Below are 16,693 nucleotides of genomic sequence, written 5' to 3'. Positions count from 1 at the left end.
GGCCGCCGACACCGCGGCCGGCGGCGGCCCCCATGCCGAAACCGCTCTTCCGACCCGAAGGACCCGCGCCCGTGAACGACCCCACCCCCGAGTCCGTGCCGGACACCGGGCGGCCGGTGCCCCCCGGACCGCTCGCGGGGACCGGCGCGGGCGGATCCGGTGTGGAGCGGCTGGCCGCGGTCGTGGAGCGGCTGCGCCGCAGGCTCGACGCGCAGCAGAACGCGGCCGCCACGCAGGGGCTGCTCGATGTGGCGAAGGGCATCCTGGTCGAACGCGGCGTGGACGGACCGGCCGAGGCCGCCAGACACCTGGAGGAACTCGCCGCCCGCGCCGGGCTGCCGACCGCCGAGCTGGCCGCCGACATCGTCAACGAAGCGGCACACGACCCGTTGTCGCGGGCCGTCCCGGCTCCGGACGACAGCGCCGACCGCGCCGCGCCTCCGGTGTCCGTCCGGCTGCGGATCGCCGAGGCCGGAGCGCTCAGCGGCACCGACGCGCAGACGGTCGCCCAGTCGTTGCTGGTCCACGCGCTGGAGCCGTTGGGCGCCACCGCCGCCGCGGTGTGGCAGGCCGACCAGGAGGGTTCGCTCATCCTCGCCGGCAGCGCGGGATTCCCCCCGGCGGAGGCCGTCCGCTGGCGGTACGTGCCGCCCCGCGTCGGAACGCTGGCCCAGCAGGCGCTGCTGTCGGGGCGGACGCTGTGGCACGGCGCGCCGCCGGCGTCGGCTGCGTCCATCGGCCTGTCCGGCAGCGGTGCCGGCGCCCGGGCGCTGATCCCCGCGCAGCGGGCCGGCCGCACGGTCGGAGTCCTGGAAGTGTGCTGGCCGGAGCCCGGCACACCGCTGCCGCGCGCCGTCCACCGTCAGCTCACCGCCCTCGCCGGGCTGTGCGCGCACACGCTGGAGGGGACCGGCTCCGCCGCACCCGGCGGCGGAGCGGTCCGGGACGACAGCGCCACCCGGCTCGGCGGCCTCGCCGAGGGTCTCCTGGACCCCGCGCTGGTCCTCCAACCGCTGCTGGACGACCAGGGCCGGATCTGCGACTTCCGGATCACGTACACCAATCAGCACTTCACGGACTTCGCCGGCCGCCCGCGGGCCGACATCACCGGACGACCGCTGCTGGAGGCCTACCCGCTCGCGGCCGCGGACGGCGGCCTGTACGAGCGGGCGCTGCGCGTCCATGCCACCGGCGAGCCGTTCCGCACCGAGCGGACGGTCCTGCCGGTCGCCCCCGAGGGCACGGCGCCGCACCCGACGGCCGCGCTGGGCATCGGACGGTACGGCGACGCCCTGCTGGTGAGCTGGCGCACCCACAACGAGGCGACCCGGCTGGCGGCACTGGTCGAGCACACCCAGCGGCTGGGCCGGATCGGCGGGTTCGAGGAGACCCCGGCCACCGGCGAGGTCATCTGGAACAGCCAGCTGTTCGACATCTACGGGCTGCCGCCGGACTCCGCGCCGATCCCGCTGGAACGGCTGCGCCACCACGCCCACCCCGACGACGCCGACATCATCGGACGGTTCCTGCGGGAGGTGCTGCACCAGCGCGGGTCCGCCTCCACGGCCTTCCGGCTGCTGCGCCCCGACGGAGTCGTCCGGTACATCCGGGTGGTCGCGGAACCGGCGGCCGGCCCGGAAGGCGGCCCGATGACCGTGCACGGCGCCTACCAGGACGTCTCCGCGCAGCACTGGACGGAGGTCGCGCTGGCGGCCACCCGCAACCAGCTCGCCGACTCCGAGCAGCGGGCCGACGAACGCGACCTGCTCGCCCTGCAGCTCCAGCGCGCCATCATGCCGGCGGCCCCCGCGCCCATCGACGCGTCCGGGCTGCAGGTCGCGGTCCGCTACCGGCCCGCGGAGAAGGGCCACCTGGTCGGCGGCGACTGGTACGACGCCGTCGTGCTGCCCAGCAAGCAGGTCCTGCTGGTGGTCGGTGACATCGCGGGGCACGGGATCGACGCCGCCACCGGCATGGTCGTGCTGCGCAACGCCCTGCGCGGCCTGGCCGCGACCGGTGCGGGACCCGGCCGGATGCTGGGCTGGCTCAACACCGTCGCCCACCGGCTCACCGAACACGTCACGGCCACCGTGGTCTGCGGGCTGTACGACCCGTCGACCCGGGTGGTCCGCTGGGCCCGTGCCGGGCACCCGCCGCCGGTGCTGGTCCGCGGCGCGCGGTCCACGGTGCTGCCGCTGCCCGCCGGCATCCTGCTCGGCGCCGTCGCCGAGGCGAGCTACGCGGAGGAGACGGTCGTCCTGGAGCCGGGGGACACCCTGCTGCTCTACACCGACGGGCTGTTGGAGCGCCGGGACCGTACCGTCAACCAGTCCCTGGAGCAGCTGCTGCGCGATGCCGGGCCGCCCACCGGCGACCTGGAGGAGGACCTCGACCGGCTGCTCACCCACAGCAACTCCGACACCGACGACGACACCTGCATCATCGGATTCCGGCTTCGGTGAACATCACCGCGGTGAACACCCCGCGCGCCGCGGACGGCGCCTACGCGATGTGCGCGGCGACCGTGTGCGCCGGGAGCGGGGACGTCTCGGAAGCGGCGGCGTCCCGGAACGCGCGCAACCCGCTCAGCAGGGCCGTCCGCGCGGCCGGCTGCATCGTGGCCAGCACCTGCGACAGCTGCTCGCGGCGCCGGGCCCGCAACTCGTCGAGGAACTTCACGCCGCGTCCGCTGAGCCGGAGCCGGACCTCACGCCGGCTCGCCGGATTGGGATCGCGCTCCAGGTATCCGACGGCCTGCAGCCGGTCGCAGAGTCTGCTGACGGACGGCGGGGCCGAGCCCAGTGCCTCGGACAGGGTGCGGAGATTGATGCCCTCGTTGTCCGCGAGTATGAACAGCACCCGCAGCTGTGAGGCGGACACCGGAGCCGCGGAATCGTCACGTCCACGGCCCCACAACACCTCGAGAAGCTCAGTGATCTCCGAGGCGGCGCCTGCCGCCTCCTCGAGGTGGGTTGCGGATCGGGAGGAGTGCATAGCCTTCACCTTCGCACTGTCCGACCCCAACTGTCAGCTTTCCGGCTCCCGCCGGTGCGTACCGACCCATCGACCGAAGGCGTGGCCAGCCACCAGTGAACGCTCTCCAGGACTCCGGGCGCGCCCTGCGCGCCGCGACGCCTCCCGCCCTGCTCGACGCCCTGCGGCCGGTCCTGGCCCGCTGCCACGACGCCCTGGACGCACAGCTGTTGATGGCCGACTACGGTCTGGGACACCTGCAGGCGATGACGGTCCCGCCGCACGGCGTCCCGGCGCTGCCGGTGGACGGATCGGGCGCCGGCCGGGCCTTCGGCTCGCAGGAACCGTACGCCGAGCGGCGGGACGGCGGCAGCGTCCTGCACCTGCCGGTCACCGCGCGCGGTGACCGGCTCGGGGTGCTGAGTGTCACGTTCGCGGAGCCGCCGGACCCGGCCGCCACCAAGGAGCTGCTGGAGATCGCCGGGCTGCTCGCCCACGAGGTGGTGGTCGCCGAGCGCGACACCGACCTGTACGTCCAGGCGCGCCGGCTGGACCGGCTCACCCTCGCCGCCGAGATGCAGTGGCAGCTGCTGCCCGCCCGCTCCTGCAGCCGGCCCGAGTTCGCCCTCGGTGCACAGCTGGAGCCCGCGTACGACACCTTCGGGGACAACTTCGACTGGTCCGCCTCGCCCGACGCGCTGACCCTGTCGATCACCAACGGGATGGGTGACGGCATCAACGCCGCGCTGCTCACCAGCCTGGGCGTGGGCGCGCTGCGCAACGCCCGGCGCGCCGACCTCCCGCTGGCCGACCAGGCCGCGCTCGCCGACCAGGCGGTGTACGGCCAGCACCACGGCACCTGGCACCTGTCGTGCCTGCTGCTGCGGTTCGAGCTGGCCACCGGCCGGGTGGAGATCATCGACGCGGGATCACCGAGGGCGTTCGTGCTGCGGGACGGAACGGTACGGCCCCTGACGTTCGAGGCCCAGCTCCCGCTGGGCATGTTCGACGGCACCCACTACGAACCCGAGTCGATCCGGGTGCTGCCCGGCGACCGGCTGCTGTTCGTCAGTGACGGGGTGCACGCCGTCACCGACGCCGGCGGTGAGGCGTACGGTGACCGGGCGCTGGCCCGCGCGTTCCTGGCCACCCGGCTGCTGCCCGCGGCCGATGTGCCGCGGGCCGTACTGAGGGAACTCACCACACACCGCGGCTCGTCCCAGGGGGACGACGACGCACTGGTCGTCTGCATGGACTGGTTCGGCAGGCCCGCCTGACCGCGCCCGTCTGACCGCACTCGCCTGGCTGCCGCCGCCTGACCGCTCCGGCCGTCAGGCGGCCGGCGCTGTGGAGGTGGAGGTGGAGGACGCCTCGGGTGCGGACGCCTCGGGTGCGGGCGGCTTCGCGGCCGACAGCGGGGTGGCGATGTCCTCCAGGGAACGCCCCTCCGCCGGTACCGCCAGGAAGGCGGCGACGACCCCGGCCACCGTCATCAGTGCCGCACCGATGCAGAACGCCAGGACCGTGTCGTCGACCACCCCGGACTCGGTGAGCTTGGCGAACACCAGCGGCCCGGTGATGCCGCCCGCCGCCGTCCCGATCGCGTAGAAGAACGCGATGGCCATCGCCCGGGTCTCCATCGGGAAGATCTCGGAGACGGTGAGATACGCGCTGCTGGCCCCCGTCGAGGCGAAGAACAGCACCACGCACCAGCACGCCGTCAGCGTGTCGGCCGACAGATGCCCGGCCCCGAAGAGCCACGCGGTGCCGAACAGCAGCAGGCCGCTGCCGATGTAGGTACCCGCGATCATGGGGCGCCGGCCCCAGGTGTCGAAGAGCCGTCCCAGCAGCAGCGGACCCATCAGGTTGCCCGCGGCGATCACCGCGAAGTAGTAGCCGGTGTGCCCGGTGGGGACGTCGTAGAACGTGGTGAGGATCGCTCCGAAGCCGAAGGTGATCGCGTTGTAGAGGAACGCCTGGCCGACGAAGAGCGCCAGACCCAGCGTGGCGCGCTTGGGGTAGTCGCCGAAGACGGTCTTCGCGATGATGCCGAAGCCGATCGAGGTGCGCTGGTGGATGGTGATCTCGCCGGCGGGTTCCGGCAGCTCGCGTCCGGTCTCGCGGGTGATCTGCTCCTCGGCGGACGTCACCAGCTCGTCCGCCTCCTCACCCCGTCCGTGGATGAACATCCAGCGTGGCGACTCCGGCACATGGCGCCGCACCACCAGGATGATCAGACCCAGCACGACCCCCAGGGCGAAGGTGAGCCGCCAGCCCAGATCGGCGGGGAAGATGTTCGTGTCGAGCATGAGCACCGACAGCAGGGAGCCGGCGATGGCGCCCAGCCAGAAACTGCCGTTGATGATCAGATCGACCCGGCCGCGGTACTTGGACGGGATCAGCTCGTCGATGGCCGAGTTGATCGCCGCGTACTCACCGCCGATGCCCAGCCCGGTCAGGAAGCGGAACGTGAAGAACCACCAGGACTGGAACGACAGCGCGGTCATCGCCGTGGCCGCGAGATAGACGGCCAGGGTGATCAGGAACAGCTTCTTGCGGCCGTAGCGGTCGGTGAGCCAGCCGAAGAACAGTGCGCCCACACAGGCCCCCGCCACGTACAGGGCGGCGGCGAGACCGGTCACCTGCGCGGACGTGATGGACAGTCCGCTGCCCTGCTCGGAGAGCCGGCCGGCGATGTTGCCGACGACCGTGACCTCGAGCCCGTCGAGGATCCACACCGTTCCCAGACCGATCACGATGGTCCAGTGCCACTTCGACCACGGCAGGCGGTCGAGGCGGGCGGGTACCGCGGTGGTGATGGTGCCGGTCTCCGCCGCGCCCGCGCCGGCCGCTCTGCTGTCTGTGGTGTCTGACGACGCCATGGAACGCCTCCTCGGGCGATCAGGCACGCGCGGCCAGCGCGGCGGTGTGCTCACCAATCTGGTCCGGCGTCAGATAGGCGTCGGTGTACTCGAAGTCCCGCAGCCGGGCGGGGCGCCGGGCCAGGAAGCCGATGCGGACGAAGTCGTCGCCCGCGGTGGCGTTGAGCAGCCAGTTGGTCATCACCCGCACCTTGGCGACATTGGTCCGCAGCGCCATCAGGTGGTAGCCGCGGGCCACGGCCTGCGCCGGCAGACCGGCGAGGTCGATGCCCAGCGGCCGGGAGACCGCGTCCGTCCCGCCGAGGTCGACGACCAGGCCGAGGTCCTTGTGCACGTAAGGGCGCGGCTGCCGGCCGCGCAGCGCCGCGACGACATTGCCCGCGACCGCCTTGCCCTGCCGCTGGGAGTGCTGCGCCGTGGGCGCGCAGATCCGGCCGTCGCCCCGGGCCAGATCCGGAACGGCGGCGGCGTCGCCGAGTGCGAAGACGCCGTCCAGGCCGGGGACCTCCATCGACGGGGTCACCACGAGGCGCCCCTTGACCGTCTCCGTGCCCAGGGTCCCCATCAGAGGGCTGGCGGCGACGCCCGCCGTCCAGACCAGCGTGCGGCAGGGCAGTTCCCGCCCGTCGGTGAGGGTGACGCTCTCCGGGGCGGCCTTGGCGACGGAGACGCCCAGCGACACCTCGACGCCGCGCTTGCGCAGCATCGTCATGGCTTTGCGGCCCAACTCGTCGCCGAGTTCCGGCATGAGCTTGTCGGCGATGTCGACCAGATGCCACTTGATCAGTGACGGGTCCAGCCGCGGATAGCGCTTGAGGGCGCCGGTGGTGAGCCGCTGCAGACAGGCGGCCGTCTCCGTACCGGCGTAGCCGCCGCCCACCACCACGAACTGCAGCCGGGCCGCCTGCTCCGCACGGTCCGTGCTGTTCGCGGCGAGATCGAGCTGCGCGATGACGTGGTCGCGCAGATACGCCGCCTCGGCCAGTGTCTTCATTCCCCGGGCGTTCTCCTCCAGCCCCGGAATGTCGAAGCTGCGGGTGATGCTGCCGGGCGCCAGGACCAGGTAGTCGTAGGCGATGTCGGTGATCTCGTCGGTGGTCCTGCGCACGATGCAGACCTTCGCCCGCGGATCGACACCGATCGCCCCACCCGGCACGACGGCCGTCCGCCGCAGCACCCGGCGCAGCGAGACCGCCACCGACTGCGGGGTCAGGACACCGGAGGCGACCTGCGGCAGCAGCGGCAGGTACAGCGAGTACCCGAAGGGGGTGACCAGCGAGATCTGCGCCTCGTCGGGACCCAGCAGCTGCTCCAGCCGGCGCGCGCACTCCAGCCCGGCGAACCCGCCTCCCACGACGACGATCCGGGGTCGGTCCATGTCCACAGCCTCCGTTGTCCGTAACGCGGGTCGGCGACGCGGTGACGGATCGCGGTACCGGGGTACCGCGATGTCGTGCGGGCCGCGGCCCGGTCGGACGGTGCGAACGGGCCTCATGGGGTTCGGCTAACCCGCGACCCGGTAGGGAAAACATCTCGTCACCCGATTGATCGGGCCGAGGAGCGGAAGGCGTAGGGGGAGGAGAACAGGGCAGTCGGACCACCGCCGCGATGGGGCGGATCCTGGTGAAGCAGAAGGAGGCAGCGCTGTGCCCAAGGCAGCGAAAGTCGTGTACAAACCGATCGGTCTCATCGTCGGGATGGCGGGCGGCGCGGTGGCCGGCCTGATCTTCCGGAAGGTGTGGGACCGGGTCGGGCCCGGCGACGCGCCGGAACCGCTCGAGAGCGACCACACCTGGGGTGAGGTGCTCGCCGCCGCGGCCCTCGAGGGCCTGATCTTCTCGGTGGTCCGCGCGGCAGTACAGCGCGGCGGCGCCGTCGGCTGGCGCCGCGTCACCGGTACCTGGCCAGGTGACTAGGGCCTGTCCGGCCGATCACGAACGGCCCCTTCGCCGCCTGGCACGGCCCCTCGCGGCGTTGCCGAAACGCCCGAATACAACCGGTATGCGGGCGCTCCGGCGCCTTGCGAGGCACCGCACCAGACGACGCCTGGGCCGCCCATGATCGACCGGACAGGCCCTAGGGCCTGTCGTCTGGATCTTCGCGGCGTCGCGGTGTCCAGCACGCACATCTGCCGCGTTGTCGTCGGTCGACGACGCTCCGCGTCGCCTCCCTCCTCCGCCTTGCAGCTGCACGCACAGGACACCGCTCCTTCCCCCACGGAGATCCAGACGACAGACCCTAGCGGCGGCTCGGCGCCGGCCGGCAGCGCGACATCAAGGGCCGCTCGTCGATGACCGAGGCCGAGCCGACGAAGCCCCCCGGCCGATGGGCGGACTACTGCCGGTAGGTCTCCAGCAGCCGCAGCCAGACTTCGCTGATCGTCGGGTAGGCGGGGACGGCGTGCCAGAGGCGGTCGACGGGGATCTCGCCCGCGACGGCCATGGTGGCGGACTGCAGCAGTTCGCTGACGCCGGGGCCGGTGAAGGTGGCGCCGATGAGGTGGCCGCGGTCCAGGTCGATGACGATGCGGGCCTGGCCGCGGTAGCCGTCCGCGTAGAGGGACGCGCCGGCGACCCGGCCGAGGTCGTGGTCGACGACGCGGATCCGGCGTCCGGCGCGTTCGGCCTCCTGGGCGGTCAGGCCGACGGAGGCGATCTCGGGTTCGGTGAACACCACCTGCGGCACCGCCGCCACATCGGCGGTCGCGGCGTGCGGACCCCACGGCGAGGTGTCCAGCGGCCGGCCGGCCGCGAGGTCGCCGATGGCGGCGCCCGCGATCCGGGCCTGGTACTTGCCCTGATGGGTCAGCAGGGCGCGGTGGTTGACGTCGCCGACCGCGTACAGCCAGCCGCCGTCGACGGCGGTGACCCGGCAGGAGTCGTCGACTTCCAGCCATGATCCATCGGTGAGCCCGACGGTCTCCAGGCCGAGGCCGTCGGTCCGCGGGGCGCGGCCGGTGGCGAAGAGGACCTCGTCCGCCTCGATCTCCTCCCCGCCCTCCAGGATCACGGTCACCGGTGCGGACGGCGACTCCCGGCGGACGGCCGCCACGTCGACCCCGGTGCGTACGATGGCGCCCGCCTCGGTCAGTGACGTCGCGACGGACTCGCCCGCGAACGGTTCCATCCTGGGCAGCAGTTGGGCGCCGCGCACCAGGAGGGTGACCTCGGAGCCCAGCGCCCGCCAGGCCGTCGCCATCTCGACGCCGACCACGCCGCCGCCCACCACGACCAGCCGGCCGGGCACGGCCGGCGAGGACGTGGCCTCCCGGCTCGTCCACGGGTGCGCCTCGTCGAGGCCGGGCAGTTCCGGCAGGACGGCGCGGCTGCCGGTGCAGACCGCGACGGCGTGCCGGGCGGTCAGCGTCCGTTCCGTGCCCTCGGGTGTGCGGACGACGACCTGGCGCGGCCCGTCGAGCCGCCCTTCGCCGCGTACCAGGTCGACATCGACGGATTCCAGCCAGGCGGCCTGTCCGTCGTCCTTCCAGTGCGAGGCGAAATCGTCGCGCCGGGCCAGCACCGCGGCGGCGTCGAGACCGCCGCTCACCGCTTCGCGGGAACCGGCGACGGCGCGGGCGCCCGCCAGCGCGGCCACCGGGCGCAGCAGCGCCTTGCTGGGCATGCAGGCCCAGTAGGAGCATTCGCCGCCGATGAGTTCGCTCTCCACGACGACGGTGGTGAGGCCCGCGGCGCGGGTGCGGTCCGCGAGGTTCTCTCCCACCGGGCCCGCGCCGATCACGATGACGTCGTACGTCGTGGTCCCGGATGACTGGGGTGAGGGGCTCATGAGAGGGCCTGTCTGCAGGGGGCGGGCGTCCAGAAGTCATCTTCGCCCAACGGCCCGGGTACGGCCACCACCCGTCGCACGGGCGCGGCGGCAGCGGAAAGGGCGTGGTGGGGCGAGTTCCATTTGATTGGTCCAGACCCTTGACGCGACCATGATCACGCGAGTTCAATCACCCCTTGAACTAAGTGGTGATAAAAGAAGCCGCGCTTCCGCAACTTCCTTACCCGGCCTTCTCCGGCGGCCGCCGCCGACCCCCCACCAGATCACCGGCGGCTCGTCCCACCACAGCTGATGCACGGCCGCACACCAGCCGTGCACCGGTCGCACCACCGGCCACGACACGCCCGGAGCCGCACCACACCGGGGCGTGCCGCGGCCTGCGCACCACCGGTCAGGACTCCGCCACCCCTGGGGCGGCGGGCACCCCCACGCGCTCCCTTGGCGCACGTTCCGAAGGACAGCCATGCCCTGGTCACGCCTGAAGAAAACCCTGGTCGCCGCAGCGATCCCGATCATGTCCGGAGGTCTGCTGCTCGGCAGCAGCCCGGCCGCGAACGCCGCCGCCAACCCCGGACCCGGATTCCCCGCGCACTACGCGGCTCCTTACGTCGAGACCTGGAACTCGCCCTCGGCGATGGCCAGTGCGCAGGCCGCCACCGGCCTCAAGTACTTCACGCTCGCCTTCGTCATCGGCGGCGGCGGATGCAACGCGACGTTCAACGGCAACACCGACATAGGTGACGCCGGATGGACCAGCGCCATCAACAGCCTGCGCGCCTCCGGCGGCGATGTCATCGCCTCCTTCGGCGGCGCCGCCGGCACCGAACTCGGCCAGGCGTGTACGTCGGTCTCCTCGCTCCAGGCGCAGTACAAGAGGGTCGTCGACACCCTCAACCTGACCCGCATCGACCTGGACATCGAAGGCGGCGCGCTCAACGACACCGCCGCCAACGACCGCCGCAACCAGGCGCTCGCCGCCCTGCAGCAGCAGTACGCGGCGGCCGGCCGCACCCTCGCCGTCGACTACACCCTCCCGGTCAACCCGACCGGGCTGGAGTCCAACTCCATCAGCCTGCTGAACAACGCGAAGAGCCGCGGCCTCAACGTCAGCGTCGTCAACATCATGACGATGGACTACGGGCCCTCGATGGACATGGGCCAGGCCGCCATCAACGCCGCCACCGCCCTGCACGGCCAGCTCGGCCAGATCTGGAACACCAAGACCTCCGACCAGCTGTGGGCGATGGAGGGCAACACCCCCATGATCGGGGTGAACGACTCGACCAACGAGGTCTTCAGCACCGCCAACGCCACCTCGCTGGAGACCTTCGCCGCCAGCCACGGCATTCAGGAGCTGTCCTTCTGGGCACTGGGCCGCGACAAGGCCTGCGCCAGCAACGGCACCCTGTCCGACAGCTGCAGCGGCACCTCGCAGAGCCCGTACCAGTTCGCCCGCACCTTCAACGCGATCACCGGCAACAACGGTGGCGGCGGGACCGAGCCCACCGGGCGGATCACCGGCATCGCCGGCAAGTGCGTCGACGTGGCGGCCGCGAGTTCGGCCAACGGCACCGCCGTACAGCTCTACGACTGCAACGGCACCGGCGCCCAGAACTGGACCGTCGCCGCGGACGGCTCCCTGAAGGCGCTGGGCAAGTGCATGGACGCCACCGGCCAGGGCACCGCCAACGGGACGAAGATCCAGCTGTGGGACTGCTCCGGCGGTGGCGCCCAGAAGTGGACCCGCTCCGGCAACACGCTGGTGAACCCCGCCTCGGGCCGCTGCCTCGACGCCACCGGGCAGAGCTCGGCCAACGGCACGCGCCTCCAGCTGTGGGACTGCGCGGGGTCGGCCAATCAGCAGTGGGCGCTCCCCAGCTGATGACCGCCGCACCCCACAACGACAGGAGTACTCCGTGACCGCACGACACTCGAACCATCCGCTCACCGCCCGAAGAGCGGCACCGCTGGCGCTGGCGTTCGTCGTCCTCGCCATGACCTGCTGGACGCTCCTGGCGCCGGCCGGCAAGGCGTCCGCGGCGGCGCTGCCCACCGGGCTCGTCACCGTCGCCAACAAGAACAGCGGCCTGTGCGCGGACGCCCGCGCCGCCTCGACGGCCAACGGCACCGCCGTGCAGCAGTACACCTGTAACGGTACCGCCGCGCAGCAGTGGCAGTTCCAGGCCACCAGTGACGGCTACGTCCGGGTCAACAGCCAGGGCAACGCAGCCCAGGTGTGGGACGTCGCCGACGTCTCCACCGCCGACGGCGGCCTGATCCACCTGTGGACCTACGGCGGCGGCAACAACCAGCAGTGGCTGCCGGTCGAGGAGACCGGCGGCTCGTACCACTTCGTCAGCCGCAACAGCGGCAAGTGCCTGGACGTGCCGAGCGCCTCGACCGCCAACAGCGTCCAGCTGCAGCAGTGGGCCTGCAACGGCAGCACGGCCCAGTCCTTCCAGGTGACCCCGGCGACCGGCACCCCGCCGGACAACCCGCCCGGCACCCCTGACCTGGGCCCCAACGTCTCCGTCTTCGACCCGTCGATGTCCGCGTCGACGATCCAGAGCCGGCTGAACACCGTCTTCAGCCAGCAGGAGACCAACCAGTTCGGCGCCAACCGCTTCGCGCTGCTGTTCAAGCCGGGCACCTACAACGCCGACGTCAACGTCGGCTTCTACACACAGGTGGCCGGTCTCGGCCTGTCGCCCGACGCGGTCACCATCAACGGCGGTGTGCACGCGGAAGCCGACTGGTTCCAGGGCAACGCCACCCAGAACTTCTGGCGCTCCGCCGAGAACCTCTCCGTCAACCCCACCTCGGGCACCGACCGGTGGGCCGTCTCGCAGGCCGCGCCGTACCGGCGCATGCATGTGCGCGGCAATCTCGCCCTGGACGACGGCGGCTGGTCCAGCGGCGGCTTCATGGCCGACTCCAAGGTCGACGGCCAGGTGCGCTCCGGTTCGCAGCAGCAGTGGCTGTCACGGAACAGCCAGTGGGGCAGCTGGACCGGATCCAACTGGAACATGGTCTTCGTCGGCGACACCAACGCGCCCGCCAACACCTTCCCCAACCCGCCCTACACCACGGTGAACCAGACCCCCGTCACACGTGAGAAGCCGTTCCTCTACATCGACGCGGCGGGTGCCTACCAGGTGTTCGTCCCCGCACTGCGGTCGAACTCGCAGGGCACCACCTGGGCCAACGGCACGGCCGCCGGCTCCTCGCTGCCCATCAGCCAGTTCTTCATCGTCAAGCAGGGCGCGACCTCGGCCGACATCAACGGGGCCCTCGCGCAGGGCAAGAACCTGCTGTTCACCCCGGGCGTCTACCACCTCAACGACACGATCAGGGTGACCCGTCCCGACACCGTCGTCCTCGGTCTGGGCCTCGCCACGCTGGTCCCGGACAACGGCGTGACCGCGATGTCGGTCGCGGACGTCGACGGAGTGAAGGTAGCCGGACTGCTGATCGACGCCGGTTCGGTGAACTCCGCGACGCTCATGCAGGTCGGCCCGGCCGGCTCGAGCCAGAGCCACTCGGCCGACCCGACCTCCCTGCACGACGTGTTCTTCCGCATCGGCGGCGCGGGCGTCGGGAAGGCCACCCAGAGCCTGGTGGTCAACAGCTCCAACGTCATCGGCGACCACATGTGGCTGTGGCGGGCCGACCACGGCAGCGGCGTCGGATGGACGTCCAACACGGCGGCCACCGGACTGGTCGTGAACGGCAACAACGTCACGATGTACGGGCTGTTCGTCGAGCACTACCAGCAGTACCAGACCATCTGGAACGGCAACGGCGGCCGCACGTACTTCTACCAGAACGAGCTTCCCTACGATCCGCCGAACCAGGCGGCCTGGATGAACGGCGGCACCCGAGGCTACGCCGCCTACAAGGTCGCGGACGCGGTCACCAGCCATGAGGCATGGGGCTTCGGCAGCTACTGCTACTTCAGCAGCAATCCCGCGGTCGTCGAGGAGCACTCCTTCGAAGTACCGAACACCTCGGGTGTGAAGTTCCACAACATGGTGACCGTCTCGCTGGGCGGCACCGGAACCATCAACCACGTCATCAACTCCACCGGCGGCCCGTCCAACTCGGGCAGCAACGTCGCCAACCTCGTCAGCTACCCGTAGTTCACGATGCCGCGCCCGGCCGCTGTCACCAGCGGCCGGGCGCGGCATTCGCAGGTACCGGCGGCTACCGGTTCGCGGGGACGGTGGCGGTGGCGGTGTTCCAGCCCGAGACCCGCACGCGGGGCGCGGAGCCGTGCAGGTCAGCGGTCCGGTACGAGGCGGTGAACGTCACCGACTCGCCGGGCCAGAGACTCACCTCGTTGTCGGACCAGGTCACCGGCAGCACCGGGGCGCCGGCGCCGTCCACCAGATGGGCGTCGGTCAGCAGCGCGGGCGCTTTGCCCGTGCCCGTGTTGCTGAGGGTGACCGAGGTGGTGGACGTGCCGTCGCTTCCGGCGGTGGTCCGTGCCGTCGCGGTGACGGTGGCCGGAGCCAGGGAGCTGAGTCCCTTGAGGTCGGCGTAGGCGGTCGTGGGGGTGTAGTACCAGTCAGTGTTGTCCCAGTCCAGGACGTCCTGCCGGGTGGAGAGCCAGTACACGTTGCGGCTGACCTCGGCGCCCGAGGAGTCCGTCAGCACGAGCTTGGCCAGATAGGTGGAGGACAGCCCGCTCACTGTGGACGGCACGGTGAGTGCGGTGGTCTTGGCGCCGTCACCGCCGACCGTCAGTCCGGTACTGGTCTTGTCGTACTTCATGGTCCCGTCGGTGTTGTACAGGCTGACCCGGGCGGTGAGTCCGGACGCGGCCGCGTGCCGGTTGTTGACCAGGACCACCGAGCGGGTGTCGTACGAGTACTGCACGTGCAGCGGTTCGTTGGCCTTCTTGGCGCCGAAGTAGGCGCCGCCCTGGTCGAGATAGCGGTCGACCAGCTGCCAGTGCAGCGAGGTCCAGCCGCTGTTGAACATCCAGTAGATGACTCCGGTGGCCGGCTGGGAGCTGTCGGAGGCGTTGCGGCCGTAGGACTCGAACTGGGCGCGGACGGCCTCGTACTGGGCCAGCTGCGCCTTGCGGACGTAGTCGTCCAAGCCGGTCGGCTTGCCGTAGCGGCCGGTCAGCGCGTTGCCGAAGAGCTTGAGGTCCTTGAAGGTCGACGAGGGCGAGCGGTGGTACTGGGGGCGGTGGGGTCCTTCCAGAGGGTTTCGAGTTCGGCGGGGGACAGCGTGCGGCGCAGGGTGTCCAGGGTGGGGATGTCGGGGCCGGCGCTGGTCTCGGAGTTGAAGCCGGTGGCGCCGCCCTCGCGTTTGGCGTACCAGTAGTTGGGCGGCACCCAGTCGTAGGGACCGCTCATCTTCATGCCGGACGGTCCCGACAGCGGTGCGGACTTGGCGGAGGCGGCCGCGACCACGGGTGTCGGCCAGTCGGCGGCCTTCAGGGCGTCGACGTAGCCCTTCTCGATGGTGGCGTCGGGGGCGAAGTCGCTGCCGATGAGGAACGAGATGACGCTGGGGTGGTCGCGCAGCCGGGCGGCCTCACCGGCCATGGACGCCTTCGCGACGGGGTAGTCGGCCGCGGTCCACTTGTCGCCGGGCTCGCCGCCGTTGACGTTGCCCTCCCACTTGTCGCAGCACTCCCAGCCGGGCATCGTCAGGATGCCGTACCGGTCGGCGAGGTCGAAGAACTCGTCCGGTTCGATGTGGCCTTCGAGCCGGATGGTGTTGAGGCCCAGATCGAGCGCGTACCGCAGCCGGTCCTCGGTGTACGTGCGGTCCCAGCGCAGGAACACGTCGGGTGACCAGCCGCCGCCTTTGATGAGCAGCTTGCGGCCGTTGACGGAGTACTGGCGCGCGCCGTTGCCGTCCACGGGCGCCTTGACGTCCCGGATCCCGAAGCGCTCCTGCGCGCTGTCGGAGGCGGTGCCCGAGACGCTGGCGGTCAGCCGCAGGTCGTACATCGACTGGGCGCCCATGCCGGCCGGCCACCACACCGCGGGCTGGTTCAGCCGCAGTTGGGGATAGCCGGACGGCGCGAAGGCGACCGCCTTGGACTCGTGTGCGGCGAGGCCGACGTTCTGGCTGAAGGTGATGGCGCCGATCGTGCCGGACACGGTCGTCGTGACCGGGTCCGCGGTGTCGTTGCGGACCTGTGCCTTCACGGTCAGGTCGGCCGAGCCGAGGGACGGCAGTGCGAGGGCGGTGACCACGTGCGCGTCCCGCAGCGCCACCGGTCCGCCGCGGCGCACCAGGACGTCCCGGACGAGGCCCATGTTCTCGTCGGGCGGCGGCTGGAGCCAGTCGATCCACCCCATGGTCAGGTTCTTCCGGGGATCGTTCGGCTGGACGAGGAAGGCGACGGTGTTGGTACCCGCCCTGACCTGGGAGGTGACATCCAGCTCATGCCGGGTGTAGGCGCCGGCCACCGCGTCCTTGGTCGCGATCCGGACGCCGTTGACGTACACGTCGGCGGCGGAGACGACGCCGCTGAAGTCCAGATAGGTGCGCGCGGACGTGTCGCTGACGGTGAAGTCGGAGCGGTACCACCACGGGACGGCGAAGTCCGCGGTGGGGATCTTCTTGAGGTTCTGCGAGTAGAACGGGTCCGCGTAGCGGCCGGTGGCGAGCAGTGCCGCGAGCACGGTGGAGCGCGGACCGGCCGGGTACCAGCCGGCGGCCGGATAACCGGGTGTGGAGACCGCGGTGGGGGAGTCGGTGACCTTGGCGGACGACTGGATGGCGTAGCCGGTGAGGGCGGTCGCCGAGCCCGGCTCCGGTGCGGTCACGGTGACCGGTGCCGCCGGGCGGGCTGCGGCGGGGGCCGGGGGAGCGGCGTTGGCGGGGAGGACGAGGGCGAGGGCGAGACCGAGGACGGCGAGTGCCGCCGCGGTGGCCTGCCGTCGACGGTGTGGTGCCGGACGGAGGAACACGCTGGATCTCCCAGTGGCTCGTGGGGGGTTCGCGCCTGGGCGGGGGTGCCGAGTTTCAAGTTAAGGAACTTTACTAATACGGTTCCCCTGAATTTAGGGAGGCGGGCAGGCCGT

The 16,693-nt window shown here is 71.4% G+C and carries 9 protein-coding genes and 1 pseudogene; 5 read left to right on the top strand and 5 right to left on the bottom strand.

Translation table 11 applies throughout. From position 1 onward, the window contains the following. The first annotated feature begins 32 nt into the window (after positions 1-32). The gene (locus LNW72_RS05080) at positions 33-2,462 is read left to right on the top strand and encodes a SpoIIE family protein phosphatase (protein WP_285369288.1); all 2,430 of its coding nucleotides are present in this window, start codon (positions 33-35) and stop codon (positions 2,460-2,462) included. Between the two features lie 40 nt (positions 2,463-2,502). Here LNW72_RS05080 and LNW72_RS05075 read toward each other — a convergent pair whose 3' ends face one another. Continuing rightward, positions 2,503-2,994, bottom strand: coding sequence for a MarR family transcriptional regulator (locus tag LNW72_RS05075; RefSeq protein ID WP_250974255.1), 492 nt, complete (start codon positions 2,992-2,994; stop codon positions 2,503-2,505). 95 nt (positions 2,995-3,089) lie between these two features. Between LNW72_RS05075 and LNW72_RS05070 the strand changes: the two genes are divergently transcribed. Then, complete coding sequence (locus LNW72_RS05070; RefSeq protein WP_250974254.1) at positions 3,090-4,250, top strand: PP2C family protein-serine/threonine phosphatase; 1,161 nt, start codon at positions 3,090-3,092, stop codon at positions 4,248-4,250. 54 nt (positions 4,251-4,304) lie between these two features. Here the strand turns inward: LNW72_RS05070 and LNW72_RS05065 are convergent, their stop codons facing one another. Further along, positions 4,305-5,855 carry an MFS transporter gene (locus LNW72_RS05065; protein WP_250974253.1) on the bottom strand — a complete coding sequence of 517 codons (1,551 nt, stop codon included), beginning with the start codon at positions 5,853-5,855 and terminating at the stop codon, positions 4,305-4,307. Between the two features lie 19 nt (positions 5,856-5,874). Next, entirely contained in the window at positions 5,875-7,233 is a 1,359-nt protein-coding gene (locus LNW72_RS05060; RefSeq protein ID WP_250974252.1) for an NAD(P)/FAD-dependent oxidoreductase, read from the bottom strand. Positions 7,234-7,501: 268 nt separating this feature from the next. Between LNW72_RS05060 and LNW72_RS05055 the strand changes: the two genes are divergently transcribed. Then, a complete protein-coding gene (locus LNW72_RS05055; protein ID WP_308401881.1) occupies positions 7,502-7,771 on the top strand; it encodes a DUF4235 domain-containing protein in 270 nt (89 codons plus the stop codon). Positions 7,772-8,189: 418 nt separating this feature from the next. Here the strand turns inward: LNW72_RS05055 and LNW72_RS05050 are convergent, their stop codons facing one another. Beyond that, positions 8,190-9,641: an NAD(P)/FAD-dependent oxidoreductase gene (locus tag LNW72_RS05050; protein WP_250974251.1), complete on the bottom strand. Its 1,452-nt coding sequence runs from the start codon at positions 9,639-9,641 to the stop codon at positions 8,190-8,192. 463 nt (positions 9,642-10,104) lie between these two features. Between LNW72_RS05050 and LNW72_RS05045 the strand changes: the two genes are divergently transcribed. Together LNW72_RS05045 and LNW72_RS05040 are read left to right on the top strand one after the other, a co-directional pair. Then, entirely contained in the window at positions 10,105-11,523 is a 1,419-nt protein-coding gene (locus tag LNW72_RS05045; protein ID WP_250974250.1) for a ricin-type beta-trefoil lectin domain protein, read from the top strand. 112 nt (positions 11,524-11,635) lie between these two features. Continuing rightward, complete coding sequence (locus tag LNW72_RS05040) at positions 11,636-13,780, top strand: RICIN domain-containing protein (protein WP_250980023.1); 2,145 nt, start codon at positions 11,636-11,638, stop codon at positions 13,778-13,780. Between the two features lie 64 nt (positions 13,781-13,844). Here LNW72_RS05040 and LNW72_RS05035 read toward each other — a convergent pair. Then, positions 13,845-16,579, bottom strand: a pseudogene (locus tag LNW72_RS05035) (exo-beta-D-glucosaminidase). Between the last annotated feature and the right edge of the window lie 114 nt (positions 16,580-16,693).

This window comes from Streptomyces sp. RKAG293 (assembly GCF_023701745.1).
Classification (GTDB): Bacteria; Actinomycetota; Actinomycetes; order Streptomycetales; family Streptomycetaceae; genus Actinacidiphila.
This window is presented reverse-complemented; position numbering and strand designations above follow the sequence as displayed.